We start from the raw sequence: 22,877 nt of genomic DNA on the forward strand, positions 1-22,877 counted from the left end.
TCCCGCGCCTCAGAGCTTCAAGTGCTGGGCATACCAGGGCCGGCGCGGCGCCCGCTTGAGCAGGTCCGGCACCTCTTCGTCGCGGCTCAGGGCGATGCGCAAGGCCAGTTTCATGACCTCCTGATCCATCTCCAGGGACATTTCCCCCGGGGCATTGCCCAGGGGGCCGCAGCCATGGGTCGAGGCCCCCAGCCACGGATCGTCGATCTCGACCCAGCGCCCGGGGGCGAACCAGGGCACGCCATTGACCTCACGGCGCAACACTTCGCCGGGGTGGTAGCGCTCGTGGGCCCGGAACCAGTCGTCGATCCGGTCATCGATCCAGCCATGGAATTTCCAGAACATGGGGTGCACGTGAGACGAGAAGGGATCGCCGAGAAAGTCGTTCTGCGGCTGGTACCAGCGCCCGGCGAAGTCCGAGGACAGGCGCGCTTCCATCACCGGCATGCCGTTGGAAGGATCGCGGGCGACATCCGCCCAGCGCATGTGCAGCCAGTCGTGCAGGCCCAGCTCGACCTCGGACCCGAACTGGCCCAGGGTCAGGCGGCGGAGGTACTCGGGGTCCTGGTACTGCGACTCCCAGACCTGGAAATTGCCATAGAACGCCGCATCGCTTTTCAGCCCGTGCAGCCATTGGGTGAACTCTTCATCGTCGTCGGCCACCCAGGCCGGCGGCACCGAGCAGCCGTCACGGTTTTCGTAATAGCGGATAAAGGCCTGCCGATCCTGCTCAAGGCGGGCACAGGGCTGCGGCAACTGCTGCCAGGACACCAGGTCCGGCTGCAACGAGCGGGCGTGCAGGAGCATGTGCCGGTGCATGAACAGAAAATCGATGCCCGAGGCATTGCGGTGCTTGCGCCGCCCACGGGCGTCACGTTCATGCTTGACCGGGCCCGGCTGCCAGCCGAGCCCCCGCAGGCTGTTGCGCTTGTCCTTGGGCAGGGTGTGCCAACGGTCCCGCGAAGCGTGCCAGAGCTGATGGAACAGGCGGTGCTGCGGCGATACCAGCCACGCCAGCAAGGCGGGGCTCAGCCCGCTCTGGTCCCGGGCGGCAGGAAAGACTCGCTTGCGCGCCACAAAACGCGCCGCGGATACCGGCGCCAGTGGCGACGCCTGCAGCGACTGCAGGCTGCCACTGAGGGTGCCGCTGCCGGCATTGCCCCAACTGGCCCAGACCTCATCGAGCACCACCTGGCATTCATGGCTGGGGGCACCGGCGATGCGGCCACCGGCAAACAAGCGCCAGCGCAACCTGGCGGCGTCCAACGACGCCAGGTCGCCCTGCACCATGAACTCCACCGGGCCGTCGCCTCGCAGGCTCTGCGCACGCCCCAGGAGGCCACGCAAGCCGCGCCCGGTGGGGCCGGCATCCAGTAACAACTCACAACCTTTACGAGGCAGGGATTGCGGTCCGTTGGCGTCGAGAAACTCGATATCCCAGATGCCCCGCAGGTGATCGGCAAGGCGCACGCCAGGGTCCAGGGCCACCTCCAGCTTGGCTTCCCCGGGGGTGATCTCCTGCTCTTCCTTGCGGCGTACATCCTGACGCAGCAACTCCTTCTGGGTGTAGAACGCCACAGGGATAGCCGCTCCCGTCACCGCCAGACCGGTCAAAAATCCTCTTCTCGAAAACCTCATCGCTCTACCTTTATCCAGTGGCGCGTCACGCATCTAGCTAGAACGTTGGATTTGCAGGGAAATTTACCGGCCAGCGATTGCCGCGACGCTAAATTTGCTCTCGGCCAGCTCGTTTATCGCGGATAGATGTGCACAAAAGGTCGGACCCGGCAGCACTGAACCCCAGGGCCCGACCCCGTCATCAGCCCGCCTGCGACTGGGATAGCAATGATCAAAATATCTGGTAAGAAAACCCTCTATCTGAGCCTGCTGATACTTATCATCGCCGCCCTCGGCGTCGGTGCCGGCGCGGCCTGGCACTACTACTGGAAGGATCGGGTGTCCTACCCCAACGAAATCGTCAAGCACGCCAACGACCTGCAGGAGCGCATCATTTCCTTCGACAGCCACATCACCGTGCCCCTGGATTTCGGCACCGAAGGCAGCGAAGCGGACAAGGACACCTCTCGCCAGTTCGACCTGGTCAAGGCCGGTCGCGGCCGCATGTCCGGCGCCGCCCTGAGCATCCTGGCCTGGCCGGAGATGTGGAACGGCGCCAACGCGCCGCACCGCCCCACCGCTGGCTTCGTCGAGGAAGCCCGCCACCAGCGCGAGACCCGCTACCGGATCATCCAGGGCATGGTGCGTGACTTCCCCAACCAGGCCGCCATCGCCTACACCCCCGCCGACCTGCGCCGCATTGCCTCCGAAGGCAAGGTGGCGGTGGTGATCAGCCTGCTCAACGCCTACGCCATGGGCGACGACCTGGACCAGCTGGACCAGTGGGCCGCACGGGGCATGCGCCTGTTCGGCTTCAGCTATGTGGGCAACAACGACTGGGCCGACTCGTCGCGCCCGCTGCCCTTCTTCAATGACACCCGGGACGCCCTCGGCGGCCTCTCGCCCGTCGGCAAGCAGGCGGTGCAGCGGCTCAATGACCTGGGGGTGGTGATCGACGTCTCGCAGATGTCGAGCAAGGCCCTGGACGACGTTGCGAGCCTGACCCGGGCACCGGTGGTGGCTTCCCACTCCGCCCCCAGGGCGCTGGTGGATATCCCGCGCAACCTCAGCGACCAGGAAATGCAACAGATCAAGGCCACCGGCGGGGTGATCCAGGTCGTGGGCTTCTCCACCTACCTGCGCCCCCTCAGCCAGCCGACCCTGGACAAGCTCAATGCCTTGCGCAAGCGCTTCGACCTCGGGCCACTGCAAGGCCTGGAGAACGCACTGATGCCCGGCGACGCCGTGATCACCATCTGGCCGGAACAGCGCTTTGGCGAATACGCCAGCTCCCTGTACGGCATCCTCGATGAGGAACCCAAGGCCAGCCTCAAGGACTATGTCGACGCCATCGATTACACGGTGAAGAAAGTCGGCATCGACCACGTCGGCATCAGCTCGGACTTCAACGAGGGCGGTGGCGTCAATGGCTGGATGAGCGTGGCGGACAACCGCAACGTCACCGCCGAGCTGATCCAGCGTGGCTACAGCGATATCGAGATCGCCAAGCTCTGGGGCGAGAACTATCTGCGCGTCTGGGAACAGGTGCAGAAACTGGCCAAGCCTGCAAAACCCGCCCCTCAACCCGCCATCGCCGGCTAACCCATGACCACGAGCCTTCCTGTGACCAACCGTCGGACATTCCTCAAACAAGCAGGCCTGTTGGCCGCCGCCCTGCCCCTGGGCAACCTCGCCATCAGCCAGGCCCGGGCCGACAGTGCCACCGCCAGTGCTTCGCAGTGGATCCAATTGCGCCAGTTGTTCGACCTCGACCCGGACTACGTGCACCTGGCCAATTTCCTCATCACCTCGCACCCGAGGCCGGTGCGCGAGGCCATCGAAAAATACCGCGCAGTGCTCGACCGCAACCCGGCCATGGCCATGGACTACGACACCCAGTACACCTGGAAGCGCGAGGCCCAGGTGCGCGAAAGTGTCGGCCGCTACCTGCAGATCAAGCCCGGCCAGGTGGCCCTGACCGGCAGCACCACCGAAGGCCTGGCCCTGATGTATGGCGGCATCCACGTGCGCCCCGGACAGGAGATCCTGACCACGGTTCACGAGCACTACTCGACCCGCAACGCGCTGAAGTACCGCACCCAGCGCGACGGCACCCAGGTGCGCACCATCGAACTGTTCAAGTCGCCCCACCGGATGTCCACCGACGAAGTGCTGGGCAACATCGACCGCAACATCCGCGCCAACACCCGCGTACTGGGCATGACCTGGGTGCAGTCGGGCAGCGGCGTGAAACTGCCGATCGGCGAGATCGGCAAGCTGGTGGACCAGCACAACCGCAATCGCGATGAGCACGAGCGGATTCTCTACTGCGTCGATGGTGTGCACGGGCTGGGGGTGGAGGACATCACCTTTGCCGACCTGAACTGCGACTTCTTCGTCGCCGGCACCCACAAATGGATGTTCGGCCCGCGGGGCACCGGGATCTTCTGCTCGCGCTCGGAACAACTCGAACACCTGACGCCGATGGTGGCGACCTTCTCCGAAAACCAGAACTTCGCCACCACCATGACCCCCGGCGGCTACCACAGCTTCGAGCACCGCTGGGCCGTGGACCAGGCCTTCGACCTGCACATGCAGCTGGGCAAGGCCAACATCCAGTCGCGCATCCATGAACTCAACAGCTACCTCAAGCAGCGCCTGCAGGAGCACCCGGGCATCGAGCTGGTAACACCCCTGAGCCCGGAGCACTCCGCCGGCTTCACCTTCTTCCGCGGCCAGAACCTGGACACCGACGCCACCGCCGCCTGGCTGATCGAGAACCGCATCCTGGTGGACGCGGTGGACCGCGATGCCGGGCCGGTAGTGCGCATGGCCCCCGGCCTGCTCAACAGCGAGGCGGATATCGACCGGACCATGGACCTGCTGGGCAAGCGCCTGCGCAGCAGCAAGACCGCCTGAGCCGTTGCCACGCCCCCTGAACTCACATTGCACAAGGCTATTGACTGATGAAACCCATCGCCTATTCCTCCTTGGCCGCCCTGGCCGGTTGCCTGATCAGCCTCAACGCACACGCGGTAGAACCGCCCAAGCCCGGCAGCGTGTTCAAGGACTGCAAGAACTGCCCGGAAATGGTGGTCCTGCCGGCCGGCAGCTTTGTCATGGGCACCCCGGAAGACGAAGTGGGCCGCGAGCCCGATGAAGGCCCGCAGCACACCGTGACCTTCAAGAATGCCTTCGCCATGAGCCGCTTCCATGTCACTGCCGCCGAGCTTGATGCCTACATCCGCGAAACCGGCACCGTGATCAAGGACGGCGACGACCGCCCCGGCCGCCTGTGCCAGGCCAGCAAGCCACGCTATGAACAGGGGCCGCGCCAGCCGGCGGTCTGCGTCGACTACGCCGACGTGCAGGCCTATACCCAGTGGCTGTCGAAGAAAACCGGCAAGCACTACCGGATGGTCAGCGAGGCGGAACGCGAATACGCCGCACGCGCCGGCAGCACCGGTTCCTTCCCCTTCCCTTTCGATGAAGAAGGCCAGTACCAGATCACCAAGCACGCCAACACCTACGGCCCCAAGGACGGCTTCAGCTTCACCGCCCCGGTGGGCAGCTATCCGCCCAATGCCTTCGGCATGTATGACATGCACGGCAATACCTATGAATGGGTCGCCGACTGCTGGCACCCCGACTACGTGGGCGCACCTGCCGATGGCCGGGCCTGGATGGAAGAGTCGGAAGGGGTGTGCCTGGATGCCCAGATTCGCGGCAACGACTGGGGCGAGGCACCGGTATTCTCGCGTTCGGGCAACCGCAACAGCCGCAAGCGCGAAGTGCGCGGGGACTGGCTGAGCTTCCGGGTCGTGCGCGAGCTGGAGCAGCCCGGCGCCAGCCACAAGTAGACACCCCGATGAACAGCAGCCCGGGGCAACAACCGCACCGGGCCACTGGCAGTATCAGGCGACGTCCCGGGCCTTGCCGGCCTGAGCCTGGCGAAGGTTCTCCAGCATCAGCCACAGGCCCTGGCGCAAGGCCGGGAACAGGCTGTTGTTGAAGTTGTTCCAGCGCAGTTCGAGGATGGTGTCCTCGGGGCCGATTTCGGTGTTGAGCACGTCATGCAGCACCTCGCCGGAGTCGATACCGTTGTCCACGTAGTGGAACGAGGCACCGGTCAGGTATAGCGGCGCGGTCGGCTCGGTTTCCTTCGTCGCCCAATCCACTACTTTCTGCCCACGGGCGCCGTACAGGGCATTCCAGGTGGCATAGGCCCCGCGACGCTCATAGGGCGATTCGATGCGGGTGATGCCCGGGTGGATGTTCATGATCCGCCGGGCGAAAGGCGCTCCCGGGCGCACCAGTTCATCGAGGATCACCAGCAGGCCGTCGAGCACCACGATATCGGCTTTGAGCTCCACCAGGGTGTCGTGCAGGCGGCGTTCGAAATCCTGCTTGCCGGCGATGTGTTCGGCACTGCCGCGGGGATGGCGGCGATAGGTGGACGGCACGCTCAGCAGCAAGTCGTTGACCCGCTTGCCCTGCACTTCCAGGTCCGCCGGGTACAGCCACTGGCGGCCCGGCTGGTAGGCAAAGCCGTAGTCACTGACCAACTGCTGGTCCCGTGGCGACTGCTCGTCATCGTCGTAGACCACGCCCACCAGTTCGTAGGCCTCGCCCAGGGGCGTCTGGTTCAGCGTCTGGACCAGAAATTCCAGCACCGATTTCATGTAGCGCTCGTGGTCCTTGTAAGCCACCGGCTGCCCGGCCTTGTCGGCGGCGGCATTTCGCAGGGACCAGACATACACCAGATTCTTCTTTGTCATTTGCTCGCTCTCGCTCAATGGTTCAGGCACTGCGTCGATACACGTGCGCCCACAGAACAAGAACGAACCACAGGCAGGGCAATTTATCCGCAGTGCCCGCCGGGCTGGCATGCCGAGCTAAATACTGGCGTCGGCGCTTCGTTTGTCAGGGGTAAGGGTCTGCGTGCTACGACCCTCTATCCACTCTCTGGGAAGTACTTATGACCGACCCCAAGCGCGGCGCCTTCAACGGTCTGCTCGCATTGCTCAGGCCCTTTCGCACCATCGTGGTGATCTCCGTTGCCCTGGGCATGGCCGGCGGCCTGGCCATCACCCTGTTGCTGGCCACCATCAACAACGCCCTGCACTCGGCGACTGGTATGACCCAGGGCGTGGTCCTGACCTTCGCCGCCCTGTGCCTGCTGGCCCTGGTCAGTTCCATCGTCTCGGACATCGGCACCAACTATGTGGGACAACGGATCATTGCCGCCCTGCGCAAGGACCTGGGTGAAAAAGTACTCTCGGCGCCCATCACCCAGATCGAACGCTATCGCTCCCACCGCCTGATCCCGGTACTGACCCACGACGTCGACACCATCAGCGACTTCTCTTTCGCCTTCACTCCCCTGGCCATCGCCACCACCGTCACCCTGGGTTGCCTGGGCTACCTGGCGTACCTCTCGGTGCCGATGTTCCTGATGATGGTGGTGGCCATCATCATCGGCACCAGTGTGCAACTGGTGGCCGGCGGCAAGGGCATCAAGGGCTTCGATGAGGCTCGCGACCATGAGGACGAGCTGCAGCGCTACTACAACGCGATTGCCTCCGGCGCCAAGGAGCTGCGCATTCACCGGCCCCGGCGCTTTCGCATGAATACCCAGCGCATCCAGAAAACCGCGGATCGCATCAGCGATATCCAGGTGCGCTCGGTAAACATCTACATCCTGGCCAAGAGCTTCGGCTCGATGCTGTTCTTCGTGGTCATCGGCCTGGCCCTGGCCATGCAGGCCTACTACCCGAACCCGGATCCTGCGGTGATCACCGGTTTCGTGCTGGTGCTGCTGTACATGAAGGGCCCGCTGGAACACGTGGTCGGCTACCTGCCCATCGTCGGCAAGGCCAAGATCGCCTTCGCCCGGATCAGCGAACTATCCGAACGCTTCTCCTCTCCCGAGCCGCACCTGCTGATGGACGACAGCGAAGCGCCGCAAGCGGTGGTGCACAGCCTGGAACTGCGCGAGGTGCGCTACAGCCCGCCGCCGGTGGAAGGCAGCGAACCGTTCCACCTGGGCCCGATCAACCTGAACATCAAGCAGGGCGACATCGTCTTCATCGTCGGCGAGAACGGCTGCGGCAAGACCACCCTGATCAAGCTGTTGCTGGGCCTGTACCAGCCCCAGTCCGGGGAGATCCGTCTCAATGGCGAAGCGGTGACCGACCGGGCCCGGGATGACTACCGGCAGCTGTTCACCACGGTATTTGCCGACTACTACCTGTTCGACGACCTGGTCCAGGGCAATGCCGGCAAGTCGCTGGACGTCGCCACCCAGTACCTGAACCGCCTGGAAATCGCCCACAAGGTCAGCGTCAAGGATGGCGCCTTCACCACCACCGACCTGTCCACCGGCCAACGCAAGCGCCTGGCCCTGGTCAATGCCTGGCTGGAAGAGCGCCCGGTGCTGGTGTTCGACGAATGGGCCGCCGACCAGGACCCGGCCTTCCGGCGGATTTTCTACACCGAGCTGCTGCCCGATCTCAAGCGCCTGGGCAAGACCATCATCGTGATCAGCCACGACGATCGCTACTTCGACATTGCCGACCAGTTGGTGCGCATGAAGGCCGGACGAGTCCTGACTGAACTGCAACCGGCGTGATTGTTTCCGGTTTATGGCAGCTGATGCGTCATACAGACAGAACTGAGAATTAATACCATTAACAGTCACTACATCTGCCGGATCTATAAGAGCATATGAGCATGCCCGCACAACACCGACTGACCCCTTTGACGAAAGCGCTGCTTCGCCAGGCCTTCTCGCCAAAACTGGCTTCCCGCACCCTGGGCCTGGCCCTGACCCTGCCACTGATGGCTCAGGTCCAGGCCCAGGAAATCCATTTCAACATCGTCTCGCAGTCCATGTCTGCGGCCCTGCAGGAGTTCGGGCGCCAGGCCAATATGCAGGTGCTCTACAACCCTGACGATGTGCAAGGCAAGCGCAGCAACGCCCTCAGCGGCAGCTATTCGCCGGAGCGGGCCATCGCGGCCATGCTCAATGGCACGGGGGTGGCCTACACCCTCAAGGACAACTCGGTCACTATCCGCAACCATGGTGGCAACGGCTCGCTGGAACTGGGGACCAGCACCATCAGCGGCCAGGGCCTGGGCACCACCACCGAGGACACAGGTTCCTACACCACCGGGGCCATGCAGACCGCCAGCAAGCTGTCGCTGACGGCCCGGGAAACCCCGCAGTCGGTCACGGTCATCACCCGCCAACGCATGGATGACCAGAACATGAGGTCCCTGGAGGATGTGCTCAAGGCCACCCCCGGCATTTCCATCACCAAGGACGGTCCGCAGCGGCCGACCTTCTACTCCCGTGGTTTTGCCGTCGAAAACCTGATGACCGACGGCTTGCCCAACGATTTGACCCACTACCTGAGCCGGGACATGAACTCCTCGGCTGACATGGCTATCTTCGACCATGTGGAAGTGGTGCGTGGCGCCACCGGGATGATGCAGGGCGCAGGTAACCCGTCGGCAGCGATCAACATGGTGCGCAAGCGCCCCACCGCCACACCGCGGGTCACCGTCACCGGCAGCGCCGGCAGCTGGGACGACTACCGCACCGAGATCGACGCCTCCAACGCCCTCAACGAAAGCGGCACCCTGCGCGGCCGGGTGGTCGCCGCCTATCAGAGCAAGGGCAGCTTCCAGGACTTCGTCAGCAGTGAACGCAACGTGTTCTACGGCATCACCGAGGCCGACCTGAACGAAGACACCACCTTCACTTTTGGCGTCTCCAACCAGAGCGGCAGAAACAACACTTCCTGGGGTGGCCTGCCGGTTGCAGCCGACGGCAGCGACCTGCACCTCAAGCGCTCGACCTACCTGGGCAGCAAGTGGGAGTACTGGGATCAGAACAACACCACGGCGTTCAGCCGCCTGGAGTATCGCTTCGCCGACAGCTGGAAAATGCTCCTGTCCGCCAGCAAGAGCTGGTCGGACCTGAACATGCTCGGCTCCATTCCGGAACGCATGGGCGCCAACTACGATGAGTTCGGCCAGAACATCGGTCGCTACGACTACGAAGACCAGCAAAACAGCTATGACGGCTACGTCACCGGTCCCTTCTCCCTGTTCGGGCGTACCCATGAACTGGTGGTGGGCGCCAGCCGGCGCGACCTGACGTTCAAAGGCAAGGGCCTGCCCATCGACCTCGAGACCCACACCAACATCTACAAGCCCAGCGGCATTCCCAAGCCGGACATGAGTGCCAACCCCTGGACACAACGCCGTACCAGCCAGCTGGAAGGCACCTACGTCACCACCCGTCTGAGCATCACCGATGACCTGAAGCTGATCCTGGGCGGCCGCCTGGACTGGTACGACTATGACGTAACCACCACCTGGAACGGCAAGGCCTCCGCCTCCAGCCTGCCGAACAAAGTGACTCGGCACCTGACCCGCTATGCCGGGGCCATCTATGACCTGGACCAGAACCACTCGGTCTATGTCAGCTACACCGATATCTTCAAGCCGCAGACCGAACTCGACGCCTCCAACGGCGCGCTCAAGCCGATCGAAGGCAAGAACTACGAACTGGGCATCAAGGGCGAGTACTTCGACGGCAAACTCAATGCCAGTGCGGCGATCTTCCGCATCGACCAGGAAAACCGTGCCAAGGCCCTCCACCCCGACCTGTGCAGCCCCGGCACCGCCTGCTACGAAGCCGCGGGCCAGGTGCGCAGCGAAGGTATCGAGCTGGAAATCAACGGCACCCTGGCCCCGGGCTGGGAACTGGGGGCGGGCTACACCTATGCCTCGGTCAAGTACACCAAGGACTCCAACGAAGCCAACGTCGGCCGCCTGTTCGACACCGACATCCCGCGCAGCGTGTTCAAGGCCTTCACCACCTACCAACTGCCCGGCGACCTGAACCGCTGGACCATCGGTGGCGGGATCTATGGCCAGAACACCATCTACAACAAGGGCACCAACGACTACCTGAGCACCTTCGACTACCGCATCGAACAGAAGTCCTACGCCCTGGTGGACCTGATGACCAGCTACAAGGCCTCGGAAAATGTGAACATTCGCCTCAACGTCAACAACCTCTTCGACAAGCGCTACTACCAGAGCATCGGCACCAACACCGACTACGGCACCAGCCTCTACGGCGACCCGCGCAACGCCATGGTCACGGTCAGTTGGTCTCTGTGAATCACGTCCTCCCCCTGTAGGAGCCGGCTTGCCGGCGAAGGCGCCCTTAAGACTCGCGCACCTTCGCTGGCAAGCCAGATCCTGCAACGCGATGAATTCCCCTCCCCTCCCACACACGCCCCCGTAGGAGCCGGCTTGCCGGCGAAGGCGCCCGCAAGTCATGCAGCGCCCCGGGTGACGTCTTCGCTGGCAAGCCAGCTCCTACAACAGTCGGATGCACGGTGCAGATCCCCGCAGGAGCCGGCTTGCCGACGAAGGCGCCCGCAAGTCATGCAGCGCCCCGGGTGACGTCTTCGCTGGCAAGCCAGCTCCTACAACAGTCGGATGCACGGTGCAGATCCCCGCAGGAGCCGGCTTGCCAGCGAAGGCGCCCGCAAGTCATGCAGCGCCCCGGGTGACGCCTACGCTGGCAAGCCAGCTCCTACAGCAGTCAGATACACGGTGCAGATCCCCGCAGGAACCGGCTTGCCGGCGAAGGCGCCCTTAAGACCTGCGCACGTTCGCTGGCAAGCCAGCTCCTACAGAGCGAGGGCGAGCCGTTGATTTGCTTATGACGAAAACGACAAAGGCCTGGACCGTTGCCGGTCCAGGCCTTTGTCGGTGTCTCAGTTCAAGCAGGTCAACAACTGCTCTGTGAAGCTCTCCAGCAAGGCTCGGCTGTCCACCATGGCTTCATGGCGGGCTTCGATATGATATGAAGCGGCTATCTCGCCACCCTGTACCTCACGACCCATGGTTTGCTCCATGACCTGGATCCGCTCCCGGGCATAATCGCTGGACCACCATAGCCGCGGCGCAACCCGCAGGGGGCGATAGGCATAGGCCGCAGACAAGGCGCTCAAGTCATTGAACACCGCGCTGACCAGCGAGGCGTCGAACTCGGCCTTGAACAGCCCCACGACCCGATCCAGCTCGCCGGGAGCCAGGGGGATATTGCCAGCCACCCAGCCATGGATGCTCTGCCAGTCGAGCTCGGCTTCGCGCCTCAAGCGGCTCTCGATCATCCCTGCGCTGCCCGGGAACTGCTGGCAGAGTTTGTCGATGATCGCCTGCCACTCGGACTCGGCTGTCACGGTGACCGGCTCCTCCTGCCTTTGAACCAGGTCATCCCCGGCGCCCAGGGGCGGCGTCGGGTCGAGCAAACCGAGGAAACGCACCGTCTCTCCGGCCGCCTCCAGTTCGCTGGCCACGTCCATGGCAATGGACCCGCCCAGGGACCAACCTGCCAGGTAGTAAGGACCTGTCGGCTGCACCTGGCGGATGCTGGCGACATAGCGCTCGATCATGGCCTGCCATGAAACCTCGCTCCAGTCGGTTTGCAGGTAGGCCTGGTGCAGCACGCCATACACCGCGCAACGGTCGCGCAACTGCGCCGCCAACGGCAGGTAGCCATACACGCTGCCCCCCGCCGGGTGGAAGCAGAACAGCGGCTGGCCGGAGCCGCCCAGGGCGATGACATTCTGTGCACTGTCGGGCTGACCGGCTGCGATCACACCAGCCAGTTGCCCCACGGTCGGCGCCGTGAACAGCGCATTGATGCTCAGTTGCACAGCCAGTGCCTGGTTGATGGCGCCGATCAGGCGCAAGGCATCCAGGGAGTGCCCACCCAACTCGAAGAAGTTGTCGTCCAGGCCCACCTGATCGACGCCCAGCACCTGGCTCCAGAGGGCGGCGACCTGCTGTTCCAGCTCGCTCTGTGGAGCGATGTAGGCCTGCTGCAAAAGGCTGGCCTCGGCCTTGGGCAGGGCCTTGCGGTCCAGCTTGCCATTGGGGCTCAACGGCAGCGCTTCGAGGAACAGCAGGTGCGCCGGCAGCATGTAGTCCGGCAGCACCTCCTTGAGGGCCGCTTTCAATTGCTCGCGCAGTTGCGCCTGGGCCTGCGGCGTATCGGCCGCCACCTGCGCGGCTGGCACGACATAAGCCACCAGTTGTGGCCCGCTCGCGCCGTCCTGGGCCAGTACAAGCGCCTCGCGTACTGGCGTCAGCTCCAGCAGCCGCGCTTCGATCTCGCCCATTTCGATACGGAAACCGCGGATCTTCACCTGGTGGTCGATGCGCCCGGCGTATTCGATCACGCCTTCGGCGTCATAGCGGGCCAGATCGCCGGAGCGATACAGGCGCCCACCATCGCTGCTGAACGGATCGGGAATGAAACGCTCGGCAGTCAGGCCTGGGCGGTCGTGGTAACCCCGGGCCAGCAGGTCGCCACCGATCATCAGCTCGCCAATCACACCGTTGAGCGGCAGGTTGCCGCTGCTGTCCAGCAGGTAGATGGAACGGCCCGGCAGGGCCTTGCCCAGTGGAATCACCGCCGGCAGCGGCTCGGTCCCCTTCAGGTAGGCACCGCAGTCATGGGCCGTGGCACTCACGGTGGCCTCGGTGGGCCCGTAGGTGTTGAGCAGGCAGGCGTGTTTCAGGCCGGCCTGCTTCCAGGCGGCCACGCCTTCCGCCGGCATGGCCTCGCCCCCCAGGTTGAGCTGACGCAGGCGGCCAAAGTCCCGCGGCCCCTTGGCGGCGAAGTCCTTGCCCAGCATGAACCAGTAGGCGGTGCTCAAGTCGACGATGCTGATGCCTTGCTCGATCAGCTCGCGGTAGAAGGTTTCGCTGTCCCACAGCGCCTTGCCGCGGATCACCACCGAAGCACCACGGATCAGCGCCGGGTACAGCTGTTCGACAAAGGCATCGAAGTTGAAGGTGGAGAACTGCAAGCCACGGTCCGCAGCCGTCATGTTGAAATGGCTGGCGGTGGCCCGTGCGTGCTGGCTCAGGGCGTTGTGGGTAATACCTACGCCCTTGGGTCGGCCGGTGGAGCCGGAGGTGTACATCACATAGGCCAGGTTTTCCGCGCTGCTGCGCTCAGGCGGGTTGCCCTGCGCCATACCGGCCAACCAGACGGGAGCCTGGTCCAGGCACAGGTACGGCACCGCGAGGCCATCCTGCAAACGCTCCAGCAGCGGCGACTGGGTCAGCAGCAACTGGATGCCGCTGTCCTGCATCATGTAGTGCAGGCGCTCCTGGGGGTACTCGGGGTCCAGCGGCACGTAGGCGCCACCGGCCTTGAGCACCGCCAGCAGGCCGACAATCATGTCCAGCCCGCGCTCCACGGCAATGCCCACCCGCACATCCGGGCCTACACCCTGCTCGATCAGCTTATGGGCCAACTGGTTGGCCCGCTGGTTGAACTGGCCATAGCTCAGTTGCTCACCGGCGCACAGCAGCGCCACGGCATCCGGAGTGCGCGCGGCCTGGGCTTCGATCAACTGGTGGATATTCAGGCCCCGGCCCACTTGCCCGGCCGCCCGGCGGGACTCCTGTTCAACGGCCGTCCGTTGCCCGTCGCTGAGCAGGGAAAGATCCCCCAGGCACTGCCCGGGGTTGCCGATCATGGCCAGCAGCAGCTGTTGCAGGCCCTCGGCCAGTTGCCGGATCACCGCGGCACTGAAGTGCTGGCACGAATAGCTGTAGTCGAACGACAGGCGCTCAGCGACGAACACCGACAGGGTCAGCGGGTAGTTGGTCTGCTCATGATTGCCTACCGCGCCAAATTGCAGCTGTGCCGGCGAGCCTTTTTCCAGGGCTTCGGACACCGGGTAGTTCTCGAACACCAGGATGTTGTCGAATAGCGCCTCGCCCCCCAGACCGGCCCAACGCTGCACGTCGTACAGCGGCGTGTGTTCGAAGTCACGCAGGGCCAGGTTGCGTTCCTGCACCGCCTGCAACCAGTCGCTGACCGACAACTGCGGACGTGGCGCGGCCACCACCGGCAAGGTGTTGATGAACAGCCCGATCTGCTGCTCCACCCCCTTGAGTTCCGCTGGCCGGCCGGACACCGTGGCGCCGAACACCACAGTGTCCTGCCCGGTGCAGCGTTGCAGCAGCAACAGCCAGGCGGCCTGCACCAGGGTGTTGACCGTGACCTTCTGCTGGCGGGCAAACTCGCCCAGGCTGCGGGTCTGGGCTTCGTCGAGGGTGCAGCCATGGCTACCATGGCCCTCCTCCAGCGGCGCTCGTGCACCGGCAACAATGGCCTGGGCCAGACGGGTCGGCTCATCCAGCCCCTGCAGTTGCTGTTTCCAGAAATGTTCACTGAGGGTGGCGTCCTGGCGTTGCAGCCAGGCGATGTAGTCGCGGTAGCGCCCGGTCAGGTGCTGCGGCAATTGACCGGCATAACGCTGCAGTACTTCACCGAGCAACTGCGAGTTGCTCCAGCCGTCCATCAGGATGTGGTGGTTGGTGTAGATCAGGTGGTAACGCTGCTCGCCAGTGCGCACCAGGGTCAGGCGCAGCAGGGGCGCAGCGGCCAGATCGAAGCCCCGTTGACGCTCGGTCGCCGCCAGGGTGTCCAGGGCTTGCGGGGCCTGCTGCGTCGAGCGCCAGTCGTGCTCGACACACTCCAGACTGACCTGCTTGTACACCACCTGGATCGGCGCCGGCAGTTCGCCCTGCCAGAGGAAACCGCTGCGCAGGATGTCATGACGCTCGATGGTTGCCTGCCAGGCCTGGCGGAAGCGCTCGGGATCGAGCCCGTCCACATCCACTCGTAGCTGGTTGATGTAGTCGCCACCCTCCTCTTGATACAGGGTGTGAAATAGCATGCCTTGCTGCATCGGCGACAGCGGATAAAGGTCCTCGACCTGTGCCAGGGCCAGCGGCAAGCGGTCCAGCTGTTGCTGGCTCAGGCCGGCCAGCGGGAAGTCCGATGGCGTGGCGCCACGGTGCTCGGGCTGGCTGCAATGCTCGATCAGCGCCTTGAGTTCCCGGGCGTAGTCATCCGCCAGGTGCTCGATGGTGGCGGTATCGAACATCGCCCGGCTGAAGTTCCAGCCCAGGCTCAGCTCACCGCCATAGACCTGGCCATTGAGAGTCAACCAGTTGCCCAGGGGGGCGTGCAGGCTCTGGTCGTCGCCCTTGGCCTCATTGGCCGGGGCAAACCATGCCTGCTGGTCATCGAAACTGCCGTCGAACTGTCCCAGGTAGTTGAAGGTGATGCGCGGCACCGCCAGTGCGGCGAGGGCTGCCTGTGCTTGAGCATCCCCCAGGTAGCGCAAGGCACCGAAGCCGATGCCCTTGTTCGGCACCGCCCGCAGCTGTTCCTTGATGAACTTGATCGAGTCGGCCAGGGCCGGCTGCGGCGTCAGCTTCACCGGGAACACGCTGGTGAACCAGCCCACGGTGCGACTCAGGTCGATGCTGTCGAACAGCTCTTCTCGGCCGTGGCCTTCCAGCTGCACCAGGGCGCTGCTGTCGCCGGTCCAGCGAGTAATGACCCGGGCCAGGGCGGTGAGCAGCAGATCGTTGATCTGGGTGCGATAGGCTGCCGGTGCGTCCTGCAACAGGCGTTGGGTATCACCCTTGCTCAGCCGGGTTTCGACACTGCTCGCGTGCTGGTTCTGCAACCCGTCGTGGCCGTGGTCGCAAGGCAGGTTCGATTCGACACCCTGCAACTGTGCCTGCCAGTAACCCAGCTCCTGCTGCAGCGCCGCGCTGCTGGCATAGGCCTGCAACTGCCCGGCCCAGGCCTGGGTCGAGCTGGACTTGGCCGGCAGTGCCTGGCCGCCCAGCAAGGCTTGCAGATCCTCCAGGAGAATCCGCCAGGACACCCCATCCACCACCAGGTGATGAACGATCAGCAACAGGCGCTGGCTCTGGTCGGCCAGGGTGAACAGCACGGCCCGCAGCAACGGGCCCTCCTGCAGGTTGAGACTGCTCTGGGCCTGCTCGGCAAACTGCTGCAACGCCTGGGCATCGGCGACATTGGCCTGCCACAGCAGTTGCACCGGCTCCTCGGCATCGGCAAAGGCTGCACGCCACGTGCCCTGATGTTCGGTAAAGCGCAGGCGCAAGGCATCGTGCTGCACCGTCAGGGCCTGCAATGCGCTTTCCAGGGGCTGGGCTTGCAGCGCCTGTAGCGGCTTGAGCAGCACCGACTGGTTCCAGTGATGCCGTTCCGGCACCGGGGTGTCAAAGAACCATTGCTGAATCGGCAGCAGCGCCATCTGCCCACGCACCGGGCCCTGGTCGATCTGCAAACCGCCCTCGCCCTGCTCCGCCACCGTGGCCAGCCCCTGCACCGTCTGGTGCTGGAACAGGTCTTTGGGGGTGAAGCGGATTCCCGCCTGCCGGGCACGGCTGACCACCTGGATCGAGATGATCGAGTCGCCACCCAGCTCGAAGAAGTTGTCGGTGACGCCCACCTGCTCAAGCTTCAGCACATCGGCCCAGATCGCCGCGATCTGTTGTTCCAGGCCGTTTTGCGGCGCCACGTAGGTCTGCTGCATCAACTGCGCATCGACTTTCGGCAGCGACTTGCGGTCCAGCTTGCCGTTCGGCGTCAGCGGCAGCGCTTCGAGGAACAGCAGGTAGGTCGGCACCATGTAGTCCGGCAGGCTCTCGCGCAGGCGTGCCTTGATGCTCTCGCGCAACTGCGCCTGGCGCTCGTTGCTCGACGCCACCTCGGCGTCCACCGGCACGATATAACCCACCAGTTGCTGGCCGCTCGGCCCTGGCTGGGCGATCACCGCCACTTCCAGTACCGGGTCCTGCTCCAGCAAGCGCGCTTCGATCTCGCCCAGCTCGATACGGAAGCCCCGCACCTTCACCTGATGGTCGACACGGCCTACGTACTCCACCAAGCCATCGGTGCGATAGCGGGTCAGGTCGCCGCTGCGGTACAGCCGGGCGCCGGTGGTGCTGTAGGGGTCAGGGATAAAGCGTTCCGCCGTCAGCCCCGGACGATCCAGGTAACCCCGAGCCACGCCCAGGCCACCCAGGTACAACTCACCCGCCACGCCAACCGGCAACAGGTTGAGGTTGGCATCGGCCACGTAGGCGCTGCGGTTGCCAACGATATTGCCGATAGGCGCGTAGGCCGCGTCACAGGGATCACCGACACGGGCCTTCCAGATCAAAGGAGTGACCACAGTTTCGGTCGGGCCGTAGCCGTTGAAGATGTACTTCGGACGCAGCACTCGCCACGCCAGATCGTAACTGGCCTGCGGCACTGCATCGCCGCCGAAGCAGTAGACCCGCACCGCCGGCGGATTGCCGTCACGCTCGGCGTGTACTGCCAGTTGTTGCAGGTACACCGGCGGGAACACGCCCACGGTGACGCCGTAGCGGTGCATCTGTTCGTAGGTGAATTCCGGCGACCACAGGCTGTCATCACGGATCAGCACGCTGGCGCCGTAGATCAGCGGGTGCATCCAGCCTTCATGGGAGCCGTCGAAGGCGAAGGACATGAAGTGCAACTCGCAATCCGCCGGGCTCATTTCATAACGTTCGCCGGTGGCCAGGCTGTGCATGGCCAGCGGGCCGTGGGACACCGCCACGCCCTTGGGCAAGCCGGTGGACCCAGAGGTGTAGATCACATAGGCGAGGTTTTCCTCGGCCAGATCCACCTGCGGACTGGTCACAGGGTAAGCCGCAAAATCAGCCGCGCCTTCGATGCTGAGAGTCGGCAGCCCCTCAGGAATCGGCAAGCGATCCAGCAGATGGTTCTGGGTCAACAGCAGCCACGCGCCGCTGTCCTGCATCATGTAGCGCAGACGGTCCTGGGGGTACTCGATATCCAGCGGCACATAGACCCCACCAGCCTTGAGCACGGCCAGGAAGGCCACCATGATTTCCGCGCAACGCGGCATGGCGATGGCCACCCGCACTTCCGGGCCAACGCCCAGTTCGATCAACTTGTGCGCCAGCTGGTTGGCTTGAGTATCCAGCTCGCGATAGCTCAGGCGCTGCTCGGCGAAGAACACCGCCGGGGCATCCGGCGCCTTGGCCGCCTGATCGGCAAACAGCTGGTGAACAAAACGCTCGGTCGGGTAGACCACATCGGTGTGGTCCCAATCCTGGCGGATACGGTGCTGCTCGTCCTGCGTCAGTAATGGCAACTCACCCAGGCCGGTTTGCGCATGCTCCATCAGGCTCAGCAACAGGCCCTGCAAATGCCCGCCCAACTGCACCATCGAAGGTTCGGAGAAGGATTCACGGGCATAGATGAACTCGAACGACAGGCTCGCCCCCAGGTTGACCGCGACCGTCAGGGGGTAGTTGGTCTGCTCGTGGTTACCCACAGCGCCAAAGCGCAGTTGCGCCGGAGCACCTTTTTCCAGGGCTTCGGACACCGGGTAGTTCTCGAACACCAGGATGTTGTCGAACAGCGCATCCCCGCCCAGCCCGGCCCAGCGCTGCACTTCGTACAGCGGCGTGTACTCATAGTCGCGCAGCGCCAGGTTGCGGTTCTGCACTGCCTGCAACCACTGGCTCACGGTCATGTCCGGGCGTGGCGTGGCCACCACCGGCAAAGTGTTGATGAACAAGCCCACCTGCTGCTCTATGCCCTTGAGCTCCGCGGGGCGCCCCGCCACCGTGGCGCCGAACACCACGCTTTCCTGCCCGGTGCAACGTTGCAGCAACAGCAGCCACGCCGCCTGCACCAGGGTATTGACCGTGACCTTCTGCTGCCGGGCAAATTCGCCAAGCCGTGCCGTCTGTGCCAGGTCCAGCTCGCGATGATGCTTGCCGTGGCCGGTGCCGGCCGCAATGTCCGCGACCCGGGACAGCGCCTGGGTCAGGCGGGTCGGTTCATCCAGCGTCTGCAGTTGTTCTTTCCAGAAGCTTTCACAGGCCTGGGCATCCTGGCGTTGCAGCCAGGCGATGTAGTCCCGGTAGCGGCCCGGAGCGTGGCTGGGCAACTGACCGGCATAACGTTGCAGCACTTCGCCGAGCAACTGCGAGTTGCTCCAGCCGTCCATCAGGATGTGATGGTTGGTGTAGATCAGGTGGTAGCGCTGCTCGTCGATACGCACCAGGGTCAGGCGCAACAACGGCACGGCATCCAGCTCGAAGCCACGCTGGCGCTCGGCGGTGGCCAGGGTATCCAGGGCTTCCTGCTGCTGCGGCTGGCCGCGCCAGTCATGTTCGGTGCAGTCCAGGGCAATGTGCTTGTGCACCACTTGCAGCGGCGTCGACACCTCGCCCTGCCAGATGAAGCCGGTGCGCAGGATGTCATGCCGATCGATGGCCGCCTGCCAGGCCTGCTGGAAGCGCAGCGGATCAAGGCCATCCACGTCTACCCGCAGTTGGTTGATGTAATCGCCCGCGGCCTGCTCGTAGAGGGTATGAAACAGCATGCCCTGCTGCATCGGCGACAGGGGGTAGAGGTCCTCGACCGAGGCCATCGCCACCGGCAGGCGATCCAGTTGCTGCTGGTTCAGGCCCGCCAGTGGGAAGTCCGACGGGGTCGCGCCCGCCAGCTCTGGTGTGCAGCAATGCGCCACCAGCGCCTTGAGCTCCTCGGCATAGTCGTCGGCCAGCCGCTGCACGGTGGCGGTATCGAACATCTGCTGGCTGAAGGTCCAGTTCAGGCTCAACTCGCCGCCATAGACCTGGCCATCCAGGCTCAGCCAGTTGCTCAGCGGGGCCAGTGGGCTCTGGTCGTCGCCCTTGGCTTCACCGCTGGGTTTGAACAGGGAATCCTGCTCGTCGAAACTGCCGTCGAACTGGCCCAGGTAGTTGAAGGTGATACGCGGCACGGCCAAGGCTGCCAGGGCCTGCTGCGCCTGAGCATCCCCCAGGTAACGCAGGGCGCCAAAGCCGATGCCCTTGTTCGGCACCGCCCGCAGTTGTTCCTTGATGAACTTGATCGAGTCGGCCAGGGATGCCTGGGGCGTGAGCTTCACCGGGAACATGCTGGTGAACCAGCCCACGGTGCGGGTCAGGTCGATGCTGTCGAACAGGTCTTCGCGGCCGTGGCCTTCCAGTTGCACCAGGGCACTGGCTTCGCCGGTCCAGCGGGTGATGACCCGGGCCAGGGCGGTGAGCAGCAAATCATTGATCTGGGTGCGGTAGGCCGCCGGGGCATCCTGCAGCAGGCGCTGGGTATGGGCCTTGTCCAGACGTGAACTGAGGCTGCTGGCGTGCTGGTTCTGCAACTCGGTCACCGGGCGGTCCAGCGGCAGGTTCGACTCGACGCCCTGCAACTGGGCCTGCCAGTACTTGAGTTCTTCCTGCAGCGCCGCACCTTGGGCATAGGCCTGCATCTGCTCGGCCCAGGCCTGGGTCGAGCTGGTCTTGGCCGGCAACGCCAGGGTCTGGCCGGCGCTGAGTTGAGTGTGGGCCCGTTGCAGATCCTCCAGCAGGATCCGCCAGGACACCCCGTCCACCACCAGGTGGTGAATCACCAGCAACAGGCGCTGGCTGCCGTCCTCCAGGCTGAACAGCACGGCCCGCAGCAGCGGCCCGTCCTGCAGGTTCAGGCTGCGCTGCGCCTCGATCGCCGACTGTTCCATGGCCTGGGCGCCATCCACTGCGACCTGCCAGAGCAGCTCCGGCCGCTGGCCTGCATCGGCAAAACGCGCCGACCAGCCATCCGCCTCCTGGCTGAACTGCAAGCGCAAGGCGTCATGCTGCACCCACAGGGCCTGCAAGGCGTTCTCTACCACCTCGGCGCGCAGCGGCTGGGCCGGCTTGAGCAGCACTGACTGGTTCCAGTGATGGCGTTCGCTCATGGGCAGCTCGAAGAACCACTGCTGCACCGGCAGCAGCGCAGTTGCGCCACGCACCGGGCCCTGGTCGATCTGCACCCCGCCCTCGCCCTGCTCGGCCACTGCCGCCAGCCCCTGTACCGTCTGGTACTGGAACAGATCCCGCGGGGTGAAGCGGATACCGGCCTGCCGCGCGCGGCTGACTACCTGGATCGAGATGATCGAATCACCGCCCAGTTCGAAGAAGTTGTCGGTGGCACCGACCTGCTCAAGCTTCAGCACATCGGCCCAGATCGCCGCGATCTGCTGCTCCAGCTCGCTCTGCGGCGCCACGTAGACCTGCTGCATCTGCTGGGCGTCGACCTTGGGCAGGGCCTTGCGATCGAGCTTGCCGTTGGGGGTCAGCGGCAACGCTTCGAGGAACAGCAGGTAGGCCGGCACCATGTAGTCCGGCACGTGTTCCTTGAGTGCCGTCTTGAGGCTTTCGCGCAGGGCGGCCTGGGCTTCCCCTGCCACCGCCATAGCGGCGTCGCTCGGCACGATATAGGCCACCAGTTGCTGGCCGTTTTCGCCGTCATGGGCCAGGACGAAGGCTTCACGCACCGCCGCCTGCTGCACCAGCCGCGCTTCGATTTCCCCCAGCTCGATACGGAAACCGCGGATCTTCACCTGATGGTCGATGCGGCCGATGTACTCGATCACCCCATCGGCGCGATAGCGGGTCAGGTCGCCGGTGCGGTACAACCGGCCACCGTCGCTGGAAAACGGATTGGGCACGAACTTCTCGGCGGTCAGCCCTGGGCGCGCCAGATAGCCGCGAGTCACCCCGGCACCGGCCAGGTACAGCTCGCCGGCACTGCCCACCGGCACCGGTTGCAGGTCCGGGCTGAGGATGTAGCTCTGGGTGTTGCTGATGGCCCGGCCGATATTGGCCTGCCCTCCCGCCTCGCGCCGGGTGTAGGTCGAGTAGGTGGTGTCTTCCGAAGGGCCATACAGGTCGTAGACATGCACCAGCCCGGGCTGCTGGTAGAGGCTATCCACCAGGGCCTGTTTCAGCGGCTCACCCGCCAGGTTGATGATCCGCACGCTAGGCGGAATCTGCCCGCTGCGGTGCAGCGCGGCAATCGCCGAAGGCACGGTATTGATCAGGCGCACCCGGTCGCGATCCGCCAGCTCCGGCAGTTCCAGGGCGTTGCGGGCCAGGACGATGGAACCGCCACTGGACAGGGTGACAAACAGCTCCCACACCGACAGGTCGAAGCAGATCGAAGTCGAGGCCAGCACCCCTTGCAGGTCTGCAGTGCTGTACACCCGGTTCGACCAGTCGATCAGCGCCAGCACGTTGCGATGGGCAATCGCCACGCCCTTGGGCAGGCCGGTGGAACCGGAGGTGTAGATCACATAGGCCAGATTGTCCGGGGTCGCGCGTGGCGCCGGGTCGTCTGTCGAGTAGCCATCCAGCCAGCCCGGCTGGGCATCCAGTTGCAGGGTCTGCAGGGATTCCACGGACGGCAGCAGCGACAGCAAGGCGCTTTCGGTCAGCAGGATCTGCGCCTGACTGTCGCGCAGCATGTGGGC

At 64.5% G+C, this 22,877-nt stretch carries 8 protein-coding genes; 5 read left to right on the forward strand and 3 right to left on the reverse strand.

All coding sequences use genetic code 11. The features are described 5' to 3' along the window. Window positions 1-9: 9 nt before the first annotated feature. Window positions 10-1,638: a pyoverdine maturation tyrosinase PvdP gene (gene pvdP / locus AC1RL5_RS31455; protein WP_492590177.1), complete on the reverse strand. Its 1,629-nt coding sequence runs from the start codon at window positions 1,636-1,638 to the stop codon at window positions 10-12. 207 nt (window positions 1,639-1,845) lie between these two features. Here pvdP and pvdM point away from each other — a divergent pair, with 207 nt between their 5' ends. Genes pvdM through pvdO form a run of 3 tightly spaced genes read left to right on the forward strand, consistent with a single transcriptional unit; the run spans window position 1,846 to window position 5,477 of the window. Beyond that, window positions 1,846-3,219 (forward strand): pyoverdine-tailoring dipeptidase-like protein PvdM, encoded by a 1,374-nt coding sequence (gene pvdM, locus AC1RL5_RS31460; protein WP_123430433.1) that lies wholly within the window; start codon window positions 1,846-1,848, stop codon window positions 3,217-3,219. A gap of 21 nt (window positions 3,220-3,240) precedes the next feature. After that, on the forward strand, window positions 3,241-4,536 hold the full coding sequence (gene pvdN, locus AC1RL5_RS31465; RefSeq protein ID WP_145714156.1) for a pyoverdine-tailoring periplasmic protein PvdN: 1,296 nt from the start codon (window positions 3,241-3,243) through the stop codon (window positions 4,534-4,536). 47 nt (window positions 4,537-4,583) lie between these two features. Continuing rightward, window positions 4,584-5,477, forward strand: coding sequence for a dihydropyoverdine dehydrogenase (gene pvdO, locus AC1RL5_RS31470; RefSeq protein ID WP_072452477.1), 894 nt, complete (start codon window positions 4,584-4,586; stop codon window positions 5,475-5,477). Between the two features lie 54 nt (window positions 5,478-5,531). Here the strand turns inward: pvdO and AC1RL5_RS31475 are convergent, their stop codons facing one another. After that, the gene (locus AC1RL5_RS31475) at window positions 5,532-6,395 is read right to left on the reverse strand and encodes a formyltransferase family protein (protein WP_011062371.1); all 864 of its coding nucleotides are present in this window, start codon (window positions 6,393-6,395) and stop codon (window positions 5,532-5,534) included. Window positions 6,396-6,595: 200 nt separating this feature from the next. On the opposite strand from AC1RL5_RS31475, the gene AC1RL5_RS31480 reads away from it, so the two are divergent. After that, entirely contained in the window at window positions 6,596-8,248 is a 1,653-nt protein-coding gene (locus tag AC1RL5_RS31480) for a cyclic peptide export ABC transporter (protein WP_011062372.1), read from the forward strand. Window positions 8,249-8,343: 95 nt separating this feature from the next. Further along, entirely contained in the window at window positions 8,344-10,815 is a 2,472-nt protein-coding gene (locus AC1RL5_RS31485; protein WP_072452473.1) for a TonB-dependent siderophore receptor, read from the forward strand. Window positions 10,816-11,420: 605 nt separating this feature from the next. Here the strand turns inward: AC1RL5_RS31485 and AC1RL5_RS31490 are convergent. Next, window positions 11,421-22,877: amino acid adenylation domain-containing protein (locus tag AC1RL5_RS31490; protein ID WP_492590175.1), on the reverse strand; the 11,457-nt coding region annotated here is incomplete at its 5' end.

Source organism: Pseudomonas sp. GW822-FHT06D10, assembly GCF_058799535.1.

Excerpts from the sequence above, each read along its gene's own strand:
- pvdO (WP_072452477.1), top strand. The coding sequence starts at position 4,584 with ATGAAACCCATCGCCTATTCCTCCTTGGCCGCCCTGGCCGGTTGCCTG.
- AC1RL5_RS31485 (WP_072452473.1), top strand. The coding sequence starts at position 8,344 with ATGAGCATGCCCGCACAACACCGACTGACCCCTTTGACGAAAGCGCTG.
- AC1RL5_RS31480 (WP_011062372.1), top strand. The coding sequence starts at position 6,596 with ATGACCGACCCCAAGCGCGGCGCCTTCAACGGTCTGCTCGCATTGCTC.
- AC1RL5_RS31475 (WP_011062371.1), bottom strand. The coding sequence starts at position 6,395 with ATGACAAAGAAGAATCTGGTGTATGTCTGGTCCCTGCGAAATGCCGCC.
- pvdP (WP_492590177.1), bottom strand. The coding sequence starts at position 1,638 with ATGAGGTTTTCGAGAAGAGGATTTTTGACCGGTCTGGCGGTGACGGGA.
- pvdM (WP_123430433.1), top strand. The coding sequence starts at position 1,846 with ATGATCAAAATATCTGGTAAGAAAACCCTCTATCTGAGCCTGCTGATA.